At 66.2% G+C, this 12,244-nt stretch carries 7 protein-coding genes; 5 read left to right on the top strand and 2 right to left on the bottom strand.

The genetic code is table 11. The features are described 5' to 3' along the window. The first annotated feature begins 6 nt into the window (after nt 1-6). From ACFYPS_RS24935 to ACFYPS_RS24925, 3 genes are read left to right on the top strand one after another with little or no spacing between them, the layout of a single operon-like run. Nucleotides 7-2,808, top strand: coding sequence for an SNF2-related protein (locus ACFYPS_RS24935; RefSeq protein ID WP_387327251.1), 2,802 nt, complete (start codon nt 7-9; stop codon nt 2,806-2,808). After that, on the top strand, nt 2,805-7,784 hold the full coding sequence (locus tag ACFYPS_RS24930) for a class I SAM-dependent DNA methyltransferase (protein WP_387327248.1): 4,980 nt from the start codon (nt 2,805-2,807) through the stop codon (nt 7,782-7,784). Before ACFYPS_RS24935 ends, ACFYPS_RS24930 begins: the two co-directional genes overlap by 4 nt. Nucleotides 7,785-7,819: 35 nt before the next feature. Next, nucleotides 7,820-8,335: a hypothetical protein gene (locus tag ACFYPS_RS24925; protein ID WP_387327246.1), complete on the top strand. Its 516-nt coding sequence runs from the start codon at nt 7,820-7,822 to the stop codon at nt 8,333-8,335. On the opposite strand, the gene ACFYPS_RS24920 is transcribed toward ACFYPS_RS24925, so the two are convergent. Together ACFYPS_RS24920 and ACFYPS_RS24915 are read right to left on the bottom strand one after the other, a co-directional pair. Further along, on the bottom strand, nt 8,329-8,526 hold the full coding sequence (locus ACFYPS_RS24920) for a DUF397 domain-containing protein (protein WP_387327243.1): 198 nt from the start codon (nt 8,524-8,526) through the stop codon (nt 8,329-8,331). The genes ACFYPS_RS24925 and ACFYPS_RS24920 overlap by 7 nt on opposite strands. Before the next feature lie 204 nt (nt 8,527-8,730). After that, entirely contained in the window at nt 8,731-9,021 is a 291-nt protein-coding gene (locus ACFYPS_RS24915; protein WP_387327240.1) for a hypothetical protein, read from the bottom strand. 483 nt (nt 9,022-9,504) lie between these two features. Between ACFYPS_RS24915 and ACFYPS_RS24910 the strand changes: the two genes are divergently transcribed. Further along, nucleotides 9,505-9,792: a hypothetical protein gene (locus ACFYPS_RS24910; protein ID WP_387327237.1), complete on the top strand. Its 288-nt coding sequence runs from the start codon at nt 9,505-9,507 to the stop codon at nt 9,790-9,792. Nucleotides 9,793-9,892: 100 nt separating this feature from the next. Next, nucleotides 9,893-12,157, top strand: a complete 2,265-nt coding sequence (locus ACFYPS_RS24905) for an AAA family ATPase (RefSeq protein ID WP_387327234.1) — start codon at nt 9,893-9,895, stop codon at nt 12,155-12,157. The last annotated feature ends 87 nt before the right edge of the window (nt 12,158-12,244 follow it).

Below are 12,244 nucleotides of genomic sequence, written 5' to 3'. Positions count from 1 at the left end.
CCACCGATGACCACCTCCCAGGCCGCGACCTTCGCCCCGGGCTCCCGCATCGTCGTACGCGACGAGGAGTGGCTGATCCGCAGCGTCAAGACCGGCACCGCGGACGGCACGATGGTGAAGGCGGTCGGCGTCTCCGAGTTCGTCCAGGATGTCGAGGCGACCTTCTTCACCGCGCTTGAGGACATCACGCCGCTGGTGCCCGAGGAGACGGAGCTCATCCAGGACACGTCGTCGCGGTTCCGGCAGAGCCGACTCTTCCTCGAGGCGGTGCTGCGGCGTACTCCGCTGCCCCGCACCGAGCGTGGGTTGGCCCTCGCCGACCGGTTCCTGCTCGACCCGCTGACCTACCAGCAGCGGCCCGTCGAGCTGGCGCTGTCCGGCCTGCGGCCGCGGATCCTGCTCGCTGACGTGGTGGGCCTGGGCAAGACCCTGGAGATCGGGCTTATCCTCGCCGAGCTGATCCGCCGGGGCCGAGGTGACCGCATCCTGGTGGTCTCGCCGCAGCAGGTCCTCGAACAGTTCCAACGAGAACTGTGGACCCGGTTCGCGATCCCGCTCGTCCGGCTCGACTCGACCGGCATCCAACGCATCCAGCAGGAGATCCCGGCTGGGCGGAACCCGTTCACCTACTTCAAACGGGCCATCATCTCGGTCGACACCCTCAAGGACGCGGGCCAGTTCGGCCACCACCTGGACGCCACGACCTGGGACGCCGTCGTCATCGACGAGTCGCACAACCTCATCAACAAGGGTACGAAGCGCAACGAGCTGGCCCGCCGCCTGGCCGCGAAGACCGACGCGCTGCTGCTGGCCAGCGCCACCCCGCACAACGGCGACAAGGAGTCGTTCGCGCAGCTGATCTCGCTGCTCGATCCGGCGGCCATCGCCAACGAGAAGGACTATCAGGCCAGCGACATCGCGCACCTCTACCTGCGCCGCACGAAGATCAGCCCGGAGGTACGCGACCAGATCGGTGACCGCTGGGCCGACCGCGGCCCCTCTCAGGCATTGCACTGCACGGCGACCCCCATCGAGGAGCAGATCTTCGACGAGCTGACCGACGTATGGCTGGCCGGCAAGTGGACCGACGAGGCGATCACCGGGCAGCACCGACTCTTTCCGTACACCCTGTTGAAGTCTTTCCTGTCCTCGCACCGGGCGCTGCACGAGACGGTGACCAACCGGCGCAAGAAGGCCGCCGGCACCGAACGAAAGGCCCTGGACCGGCTCGCGGAGCTGACCTCCGCGATGACCGAGCAGGACTCCAGCAAGCTCAAGGGACTGGTCGACGAGCTGAGAAAGATCGGCGTCGGCAGGGGCAGCGACACTCGGGCCGTGGTCTTCTCCGAGCGGGTGCCGACCATCAAGTGGCTCGCCGAGGTCGTCCCCGGGCTGCTCGGTCTCAAGCCCAACGCGATCCGGGTGCTGCACGGCGGTGTGGCCGACAAGGACGAGCAGACGATCCTGCAGGAGTTCGAGCTGGCCGGCAGCGAGGTCCGGTTGCTCTTCACCGGCGATGTCGCCTCCGAGGGCGTCAACCTGCACCAGCAGTGCCACCACCTGGTTCACTACGACATCCCGTGGAGCCTGATCCGGATCGAGCAGCGCAACGGCCGCATCGACCGCTACGGGCAGAAGCACCAGCCGCAGTTCCGCGCGCTCATCCTCACCTCCGACCGCGAGGACGCCAAGGACGACCGGACGGTCTCCGAGAAGCTGCTCAACCGGGAGGAGACCGCCCACCGCAGCCTCGGCAGTGTCGAGGCCGTGACGGGCCAGTACGACGCCAAGGCCGAGGAGGACCGGCTCGTCCGGGATCTGCTCGCCGGCAGGACGGTGGACGAGTCCTACGACGCCGCCCCCGAGGAGGTCGACGTGATGGCCGACCTGTTCGGGGAGGTCGGCACCGCGCCCGTGGCGGCGGACGTGCCCCAGGCCCGGGTGCCGAAGCTCTTCGACTCCACTCAGGACTTCGTCGACGCCGCGCTCTACGAGATCTACGAGGACCGGCCCGAGGACCACATCGACCTGCGCCGCGAGGACGAGCTGCTGACCTTCCTCGCCCCCGACGACCTGGTGCACCGGCTCACCGACCTGCCCCGCTCCTACCTGCGCGCGCACCGCGAGGGCGAGGACCTGCGGTTGAAGGTCACCTTCGATCGCGCCCTCGCCCAACGCAAGCTCGACCAGGCCCGGCAGAGCAAAACCCCGATGTGGCCGGACATCGCCTTCCTCAGCGACGTGCACCCGATGGTCGACTGGCTGGTCGACAAGGTCCTGATCCGGCTCGGCCGCCAGCAGGCCCCGGTGCTCACCGCCGATGTGGCCGCGCCGGCGTTCCTGATCCAGGGCGTTTATGCCAACCGCCTCGGCCAACCCACGGTCGTCCAGTGGATGGCCGTCTCCGGCCTGCCCGCGTCGCCCACGATCCGGCCCATGGACGAGGTCCTGCGCGAGGCCAACGTCGGCCCGACGATGGTCAACCGCGCCGAGGCCATCGCGATCGACCCGCTGAAGGAACTGCTGCCGGAGGCCGTCGACGTTGCCCGGCAGTATCTGGAGGGCGAACGTGCCGAGTGGGCCGAGGCCAACGCCGAGCCGTTGCAGAAGCACCGCCAGCAGCTGAGGACCTTCCGACAGGCCAGCATCATCGATGAGCTGCCCGGCGCGCATCGGGAGAAGCGACGCCAACGCGTCGACGCCACCGTCCAAGAGCAGCACGACCTGCTCGACCGCTTGGAAACCGCAGGCGACCCGCTGCTGCGAGTGCTCGCCGTCCTCGTACCGTCCTCGGAGAGTGCCGCATGAGCTTCGAGTCGCTGACCAACCGCGGCGAGTACCTCTCCGCGCACTACCTCGCCGAGATCCTGCCCACCACCCTCAAGGGCGGTCTGCTCAAGCAGTGGGCCGAGGAGGAGAAGGCCAACCGGGTCACGCCCCGCGCCGGGCTTCGGGGCATGCGCCGGCAGTACTTCGACGCCAAGACCGAGCTGACCGACGTCGACTTCTTCGACCCCGAGCGGCTGCGCAAGCAGCACCAGGACGTGCTGCGGGCGCTCGGTTTCGACCCGCAGCCGCAGACCATCACCGTCGAGCGCAACGGCCAGGAGTACGAGGTCCGCGTCGCCCACGCCGAGCTGACCACCACGCACGGCATCGTCGCACTGGACTGTGGGTGGGCGGTCGACACCGAGGCAGCACAGGACCCGGACGACGCCGGCCGCCTGCTCGACCCGCTCACCCTGACGAGCACCGAGACCATCGAGACGGGCGCCAAACTCGCCTCCCTGCTCTTCGCCGCCGACAGCCCGAAGCCCCGATACGTGCTGATCCTCAGCGGCGGCGTGATCACCCTCGCCGACCGCACCGTCTGGGGTGAGGGCCGCTACCTGGCCGTCAGCCTCGACACCGCCTACGCCCGCAACGACGACAAGGAACTCGACGTCGTCGCCGCCCTCTTCGGCGCCGACTCGCTGCGCCCACCCGCCGAGGGCGGCACCGAACCCCTCGCCGACCTGGTCGCCGGCTCCCGCCAGCACGCCGTCGGTGTCTCCAGCGAACTCCGCATAGGCCTGAAGGATTCCGTCGAACTCATCGCCAACGAGGTCCTCGACCAGATCCGGCAGGCCGGCTACCAACCGCAGCAGGTGATGGACCTCGACGAGCTGGCCAAGGAACTCGGTCGAGAGTCGCTGCGCTACCTCTACCGGATCCTGTTCCTGCTCTACGCCGAAGCGCGCCCCGAGCTGGGCGTCCTGCCGGTCAACGACCCCCAGTACGTCGAGGGCTACAGCCTCGCCCGCCTCGGTGACCTCGTCTCCCGCCGCCTCGCCCCCTCCGCCGAGGATGGCACCCACCTGTACGAGTCGCTCGACCTGCTGTTCCGCATGGTCAACGAGGGGCACCGGCCGCGCGGCGGTGCGGACGTCGACGACAAGGCCAGCGAGGGGGAGGGGCTGCGCTTCGAGCCAATGCGCTCCGACCTGTTCCTGCCGGACAAGACCAAGCTCATCGGCCGGCTGATCTCTGTGCCGGGCAGCGACCCGGACGACCCGGACGGGCCGAAGATCGACACCCGGCTGCGCAACAAGGTCCTCTACGAGGTGCTTCGCCGGCTGATGCTCACCAAGGGCGGCAAGAAGCGCCGCGGCGGCTTCATCTCCTACGCCCAGCTCGGCATCAACCAACTCGGCGCGGTCTACGAGGGCCTGATGTCCTACACCGGATTCGTCGCCACCGAGCAGCTCTACGAGGTCGCCAAAAACGGCGACCCGAAGGACGGCTCGTGGATGATCCCGGCCTCCAAGGTCGACGAGTACGACGACGGTGTCTTCGTCTACAAGGAAGACCCGTACACCGGCGTCCGAAGCCGGGTCAGCTACCAACCCGGCCAGTTCGTCTACCGGCTCGCCGGCCGGGACCGGCAGACCAGCGCCTCCTACTACACCCCGCAGTCGCTCACCGAGGTCACCGTCCAGCTCGCGCTCAAGTACCGCCTCGACCAGGACGACAGGGTCACGCCGGCTCGCGAACTGCTGGACTGGACCATCTGCGAGCCGGCGCTGGGCTCCGGCGCGTTCCTCAACGAGGCGATCAGCCAGGTCGCCGCCGAATACCTGCGCCGCCGCCAGAAGGAACTAGAGGTCACCCTCGACCCGGAGGACTACCACCTCGAACTCCAGCGGGTGAAGGCGTACATCGCCCTGCACAACAGCTACGGCGTCGACCTCAACCGCACCGCCGTCGAGTTGGCCGAGGTGTCGCTCTGGCTCAACGTCATGCACGCCGGCCTCCAAGCCCCCTGGTTCGGTCTGCACCTGCAACGCGGCAACTCGCTCATCGGCGCCGGCCGCAAAACCTACGGCCCGAAGCAGCTCGCCGACAAGTCGTGGCTGACCACCGCGCCGCAGGAGAAGCCGTTCCGGGACGGGCCGATCGACGAGGGCACCATCCACCACTTCCTGCTCCCCGCCGACGGGTGGGGCGCGGTCGCGGGGGAAAAGGAGGCGCGCGAGCTGGCGCCGGCCGAAACCGCCCGGCTAAAGGCGTGGCGTACGGCGATGAAGCGTACGCCGTCGGCCAAGGGGAAGAACTCGCAGGTGCAGCGCTTGCAGGTGCTCGCGCGACGGGTCGAGTTCCTGTGGGGGCTGGTGCAGCAGCGGCTCGACATCTCGGAGCGGGAGATCCGCCGCGATATCACGGTCTGGGGCGCCGACGACCTGCCGCCGGTCACGGAGGCGGTGCCTCGGGAGGAGATCCTCGCCGACCTGACCGCGCCGGGCACGCCGTACTGGCGGCTCAAGACGCTGATGGACGTCTGGTGCGCGCTGTGGTTCTGGCCGCTGGACAAGGTTGGGCTACTCGACGGCTCCGACCCGGCCTACCCGGCCACGCCCGTCCACGTGTCACACATCAAGGACGAGCCGGCGTACGAGGAGCCAGCTGTCTATGAGACTGCGGACATCTTCGGCAACGTGCAGCCGCAGCAGATGAAGCTGCCGACCAAGCCAACCGGCGGCACGCGGCGGATGACGGTGGCAGAACAGCTCCGTCAGCAGGTGCCGCTGTCCAACCTGGATGACTGGCTGACCTTCGCCGAAGCGCTCATCGGGCGCAGTGATGTGGATGAGAACACCGAGAGGTTCTACGGCCGGACGCTCACGAGCCTGAGCGAGATAAGCGAGCTTGAGCGGAGGCTCGACGGTGTCATCGGCGTCGACTCGCCTTGGACGCTTTCCGATCGGTTTCCTTGGCTGCTTACTGCTGACCAGGTTGCGGAACAGCAGGGCTTCTTCCACTGGGAACTCACCTTCGCCCAGGCGTTCGCGAAGGGCGGCTTCGACCTCCAAGTTGGCAATCCGCCGTGGGTACGCCCCCAGTGGGATGAAGCGGCAGCGGTCGCTGAACTTGATCCGTGGGTGAAGCTTTTCGGGAAAGCATTTCCGGCGCAGGTTCAACGTCGTAGGGTTCAAGCGTTAAACTCGTCGAGGATGCGTGGGCGCATCCTTGCCGAATGGACGGCGGTAGAGTCTTACTTAAACTTCCTTGCGTCGCCGCAGCTATACCCCTTCCTCGTGGGCACTCAGACTGACCTTTATCGTGCCTTCATGTGCAAGGTGTGGGCGAACGCCGCTCCGCATGGGACTACCGGATTGATTCATCCTGACACCCACTTCACTGGCACCCGCGAGAGGGCATTGCGTAGGGAGGCTTATAAGAGACTTCGAATACACGGCGACTTCGTGAATCCCGGACACAGATTCTTTCCGGAGCCGGTCGGCGAGTCTAGTCACTTTGGGGTTCATGTTTACGGAAGGGAAGGAGAAGTCGGCTTTGACCATCTGAGTTGGCTCTTTTCGACCGAAGCCCTGTTGCTGTCGAACGTACACGATGGAACCGGCGATCCGCCTGGGGTTCGATACGGAGGTAGGCTTGACGAACGCCCTCACCGTGCCCGGATTATCCGTATTGATCGGCGAGTCTTGGCCCAATGGAGGGATCTGCTGGGCGATGCAACTGAGCCGGTTGAGGAGGCGCGTCTGCTATCGCCGGTTAGCAATGCGGAGGCCCTGGGAATCTCCTCTCTCGCCAAATACTCAACTCGCTTGCAGGATCATCAACCACAGATGGCAAGCGGGTTCCATGAGAACAACGCCCAAAAGGCTGGCCTTATAGAGCGCACTAATGCTCAGCCAGGCAGTTGGGAGGAGGTTATTCTCAAGGGCCCGCAGATCGGAGTGGCGACACCAATTTTCAAGGGGCCGAACCCGAACACCAACGATGCCTTCGGCGTCGAGTTGGTTGGACTCGGAGACAACTTCATTCCTCCGTCCGATTATCGCAGGCTCGGCGACCGGGAATCATACGAGCAGGGGCTCGAACCCTTTAATGTGCGGGAGATGGAGGTCCCCGCAGTTGAGCCGGGTGACGATGCGAGACTGGACCTCCTTGAATCTGCTCCCCGATCCCATGCCGACTTCTATCGCATGGCCTGGCGAAGAATGATTGCGCCGGATACCGAACGTAGTCTTTACGCCGCCATACTCCCCCCGGGCCCGATGCACGTCGACGGCATCAAGAGTGCCGTGCTGTCCGATAATCGAACTTTGGCCCTGACTGCGGGTTTCTGGGCGTCGCTACCGTTGGATTACCTTCTCCGAATTACGGGTGTGGCGAATTTAGATGTGTCGAATGCCAGGATGCTTTATGCGCCCGTCTCTGATCACCCGTTGAGCGAAGCCTTGCTTCTGCGTGCGCTACGCCTGAATTGCCTTACCGTCGCATACAGCGATATCTGGGAAGAACTCTACTGCCCCGCCTGGCAAAGTGAATTGTGGGCACTTCCATGGCCCGGACTGGAGATGCTGGCGCCAGGCGCGAGAGCTTGGACGCATGCGACTCCGCTCCGAACCGAGTGCGGTCGGCGAGCGGCATTAGTCGAGGTGGATGTCATCGTATCGGTATGGCTCGGAATCGACATCGATGCCCTCCTGGCTATGTACAGAGCACGCTTCCCTGTCCTCGGACGGTTCGAGGAATCCATGTGGTTTGATGCGTCAGGTCGGAAGATCTCGAGTAATCATCGCGCATACGGTCATGGCCAGGTTAAGGGCCAGTATGAGGAACTAGGCGCGTACCTGGAGGACCCTGAATCTGCAATGCCTCCGTCTGGCTACAGGCCACCGTTCTACAAGGCGGATCGGGAGAACGAGTACCGGCAGGCGCATGCCGTGTTCAGTAAGCGGCTTCAGGATGCGATCGACGCGGGCTGGCAGCCGTCGTAGCCGGCTATCCCTCTTCCACCCCCGAAGGAGAGCAGATGGCTCCGAGTAATCACCAGAAGCATCAGGCTGGACGGCACCTTGCGGTGGCTGAGGCTCTGTTGCACGGCCATTCGGCGAGCCTGCACGGTGCGCAGACCTTCGTGACGATCAACGGTAGGACGGCGGCTGTGCAGGTCGCCGCGCAGGGCGGCTGGATGATCGTGGACATCGATAGGATGACGGCGATGTCGGTCGACCTCTATGTTCTCGTGGACGTGACCGAGGGACGCCGGGACTTCTATGTCGTGCCCGGAGACGATCTGCGTGCCGGGGTGCGCGAGCGGCACGATGAGTTCATGGCGAGCGTCGGCGGCGTTCGCCCGCGCACTCCGAACAGCCGGCATGCCGCGATCTACCCGGCGAACGTGGAGGCATGGCGGAACCGGTGGTCGTTTGTTCGAAGACGTGAACCAGCCCGTAATTGGGGACGCGGCCTCCTGACCGACTGCACGACGGGAGCGCGTCCGGCGCGTCCGCCGGCTGCGCTCCCGCCTGGATGTGCGGCTCAGTGAACAAACCTGGTGACCCGGACGACGCTGGTCCAGGCGGCGGGGGAGAAGGTGAGGGCGGGTCCGGCCGGGTCCTTGCTGTCGCGGACGGCGACGAGACCGGGCAGGTTGTCGGCGACCTCCACGCAGTTGCCGTTGTTGTCGCCGCTACGGGTGCTCTTCCGCCACTGGGCACCGAGCAGGTCGTCAGCCATGGTGGACCTCTTCCTTGATCTTGCCGATCATCCTTTCGATCTTTGGCGTTGAGTGGCGAGACGCCGCAGGGGGATGCTTCACCCCGGCCGGCGAACCGACGCACGAAGTCCGAGGTGGACGTACGGCTGAGGTGACAAGACCGTACGCAGCGGTCGGAAGGCAGGGGAGCGCCACCTCCGGCAGGTATGGCCCAATCCGAAGCGTCAAAGGGTCTGCAGCCAACCCTTTTCTTGAGCGCGGACGATGGCTTCGATCCGGGAGCGCGCGCCCAGCTGCCGGTATACGCCCTGCAGCAGTCGGTACATAGCGCGCTCCGAGTACCCGGCGAGCCGGGACAGTTCAGCAACCGTCATCCCGGCGGCAAGGTGGCGCAGCCAGGTCACCTCAGCCGCTGTGATCGCTTGGCGGGTCTCTTCGTCGGCGACCGCTCCGCCGGTAAGCATGACCGCCACTGCGGCGGGCAGGACGGTCTGGCCGTCGATGGTCGCGTCCACGGTCCGTCGAAGAGCGACTGCTGTGACCTCGCGGTGAAGTACAGACCGTGCCCCGGCGCGTACCGCTCGTACTCCGAGCCCGGCAGATTCCTCCGTCAGTACCGCGATGACCTGTTGCTGGGGCGCGGTATCCCGGAGCCGACTGAGCAGATCCCAATCCCCGGTCGTGGCCAGCGTGAGTAGCACGAGGTCGGCTGGGCCGGGATGCGCCCAGTTCAGTGGGTCCGCAGGGACCTCCACCTGGTACCCGGCCGCCGGACAGAACAGCGACCACCCCCTGTCGGTACATCGGCAAGGGATCGATCACCGCGAGATGCATGGCGATGAGGGTAGGTAGCCCGGCGCCGAGTCTGGTGTGCAACCGGCGGCGGGTCGGCAGGGTTCTGCCCGCGATCTGGCAGACCCCGCCGGGTTCATGTCATGGCTCCGCCCGGCATTACGGCCATAGCGTCGAGGTACGGCGTCGTCTCGCGGGGAGGGCGGATGGTAGTAGACAACGATCTGGGACTGGGCTCCTTCGTTCCGATCACTGAGGAGGATCGGGAGATCGTCCGGCAGGCGCTGATGCTTCATATCAAGGTCGCCCCGGAGGAGCGCCACGCTATAGTGGCGATCGCCGAGGAGCATCAAGAGTGGCGTCAGCTCAGCGCAAGAGATCATGACATGAGGGTGTTCAACGCCATCACAAGAGCGTGGTATCCGCGGGCCGCGCCATCGCTCCTGGACGTTCGCGTCGTCATGGCCGCGCTGCGTGCAGGTCGCCCCGCGTAGGTTGATCGCCGTCCTGTCGCCGTTGCGGCGACAGGGCCATTTTCGAATCTGGCCCGGACGGTGCATTCCGGCACGCCGTCTTGGCGTTCATGATGGCAACATGCCGCAGCGAGTCAGCGCTCGATTGCTCTGGGTAGCCGTCGTGAGTCTCGTTCTCGGTGCCCTCCTGACCTTCGGCGATGTGCCGGGATGGTGGGCCACGCTCACCGATGATCAGGAGAATGCCTTCCTCCGGCTCCTCGACCGCAGCGACAAGATCGCCAGCGTCTTGTCCCTGCTGGTCGGGGTGGCTGCCCTGCTGTTGGCGGCTGCGCAGGTGCGCCGGAGCGGCAGGTCGCCCCATCCCCCGGCCACGATCGCCGAGCAGGCTCGGCAGGTAGTTGACTTCTTTGTAGACCGTCGCGTGGAGCGACTCCGACTCCGGTGGGCCTTGCACGACCGGCGATCACGGCTGATCGTGGTGCACGGCCCGGCTGGCGTCGGCAAGACCGAACTCGTCCGGCGCGTTCTCAACAAGGCGGGGATCAATTACGGGTGGCACCTTGCGACTCCAGCGTTCTCGCCAGGGGTCGACACGATCGTGCGGGAGCTGGACGCCGTCTGGGAGACGCCACGCGACGCGATCCCGCATCCCGACGAGTCGCCCACCGGGCGACTGGAGGTCATGCTCCGTAGTCAAGGGACGAGACGGCACGTCATCGTGTTCGACTCCTTTGAGCGCCTGCTCAAGACTGACGGTCAGCTGATTGACTTGTCGCTCGACGAGGCTCTCGACCTGATCACCAGCGGCCCACGACACCGTGTCAAGGTCGTCCTCGTGACCGATAGGCTGCCTTCGGCGGCCGGCGGGGACTGGGCTGGAAACGCACGCCGGATCGCGGTGGACGGCCTCCCTCTCGAACACTTCCGGACGTTCGTCGCGGAGAGCGCCGGCGAACGCGCGAACCTGCTGGCGTCGCTTGACGACCGGAAGCTGGCTGAGGTCCGGCGGGACCTCGGGGGCCGGCCGCGACTCGCGCAACTGTTCGACGCGATCGTCGAATCCGACCACAACCGGACCGCGCTCTCCCTAGCCGCGGAACTGCACGGCTGGGCCGTCCGGGCGGGCAGCGTGGACGGGGTCGGCGAACGCCTCCGGCGCGAGATGACCGAGGCGTTCCGGTCCGACCGGCGCCGGATCTACCGAGCCGTGGCGGCTTTCGCTACGCCGGTCGATGCCGCGACCGTCGCGGCTCTCGTCAACGAGGGCCGGGACCGCGATGACCAGTTGGACACAGAGGACGTCCGAAACGAGCTAATCGAGTTGGGCCGACATGCCATCCACGCAGACCAGGGCAGGCGGCTCTTCTTCCTGGCGCCAGCCGAGGCGTACCGGGTGCTCGAGTGGCAGCACGGCGACGACCTGGAGAAAGTCGGCGCAAATCGCGAACTGCTGGAGAACGCTGCCGAGGCACTCCGGCGACGACGCAAGGCGGATCTCCACGGGGACTGGGCCGATCCGCAGGCGTCGCTCGCCGAGGTCGACGCCTGGGTACGTGCCGACATGCCGGTCCCAGCTTTCCGGTCGATTCAGGAGCTGGACAACAACGCCGAGACGGGCAGCCCCACGACGCTGTTCCGCACGGCACGGCAACTTATCGCGGACCGGATCGACCCAACCGACCAGCCTGCCAACTACAGCACTCTCGGCTACTTGTTCCTTGCCAGTGGTGACTACAGGAGTGCTGAGGACGCTTTCTGTTCTGCCCTCGCCGGGATCGCCGATGAAAAACCGGCCTGGAAAGCTAGGGTCTACGTCAATCGTGGCCACCTGCTGTGGGCGCAAGGGCACGTCAATCGCGCGCTCAGCGATTTCGAGAACGCGCTCCACCTGGCGCCGGACGACCCAGCGGTGATCGCCGGAGCGCTCGCCGGGAAGGCTCGATGCCGACGGCGAGAAGGCAAGTTCACCGAGGCCGAGTGCCTTCTAGCCGAGGCACTGCGTCGGGCCGGGCGACAACCCGGTCGCATGGTCCCGATCGCGGTCCGTCTGGTGCGGCTGTACGTCGAGACCGAACAATGGCGGGAGGCCGAGACGCTGATCTCGCGGATCCGGGAAAGCGTGGCGCACGGGGCCAGCAGCGCTCTGCGTGCGACCTACCTCGACACGTTGGCTGATCTGAGACTGGCTCGGGCCCAGTGGGACGAGGCGCTGCGGGCGGCGCGGGATGCGGTGGGGCTTGCCCTGCCGGTGCACGATCCCGTGACTGCGTTGCAGGCTCGTTCGACCATCAGCGTGATCCGGCTGCATCAGGGCAAGTTCGAGCAAGCTGCCCGAGAAGCCACACTCGCCAGGCGATACAGCGGCAGCGATGCACTGACGTGATCTCAACAAGAATCCGGTAGGTATCGGTATTCGAAATGGGTGAGGTGGAGAGCGGCGCGGACGATGTCGCCGACCTGCCGTGGGCTG

It is taken from the genome of Micromonospora sp. NPDC005087 (genome assembly GCF_042872965.1).
Taxonomy (GTDB): domain Bacteria; phylum Actinomycetota; class Actinomycetes; order Mycobacteriales; family Micromonosporaceae; genus Micromonospora.
This window is presented reverse-complemented; position numbering and strand designations above follow the sequence as displayed.

What these genes read in the sequence shown, in the direction of transcription:
- ACFYPS_RS24925 (WP_387327246.1), top strand. Translation starts at nt 7,820, where the DNA reads ATGGCTCCGAGTAATCACCAGAAGCATCAGGCTGGACGGCACCTTGCG.
- ACFYPS_RS24930 (WP_387327248.1), top strand. Translation starts at nt 2,805, where the DNA reads ATGAGCTTCGAGTCGCTGACCAACCGCGGCGAGTACCTCTCCGCGCAC.
- ACFYPS_RS24905 (WP_387327234.1), top strand. Translation starts at nt 9,893, where the DNA reads ATGCCGCAGCGAGTCAGCGCTCGATTGCTCTGGGTAGCCGTCGTGAGT.
- ACFYPS_RS24910 (WP_387327237.1), top strand. Translation starts at nt 9,505, where the DNA reads ATGGTAGTAGACAACGATCTGGGACTGGGCTCCTTCGTTCCGATCACT.
- ACFYPS_RS24920 (WP_387327243.1), bottom strand. Translation starts at nt 8,526, where the DNA reads ATGGCTGACGACCTGCTCGGTGCCCAGTGGCGGAAGAGCACCCGTAGC.
- ACFYPS_RS24935 (WP_387327251.1), top strand. Translation starts at nt 7, where the DNA reads ATGACCACCTCCCAGGCCGCGACCTTCGCCCCGGGCTCCCGCATCGTC.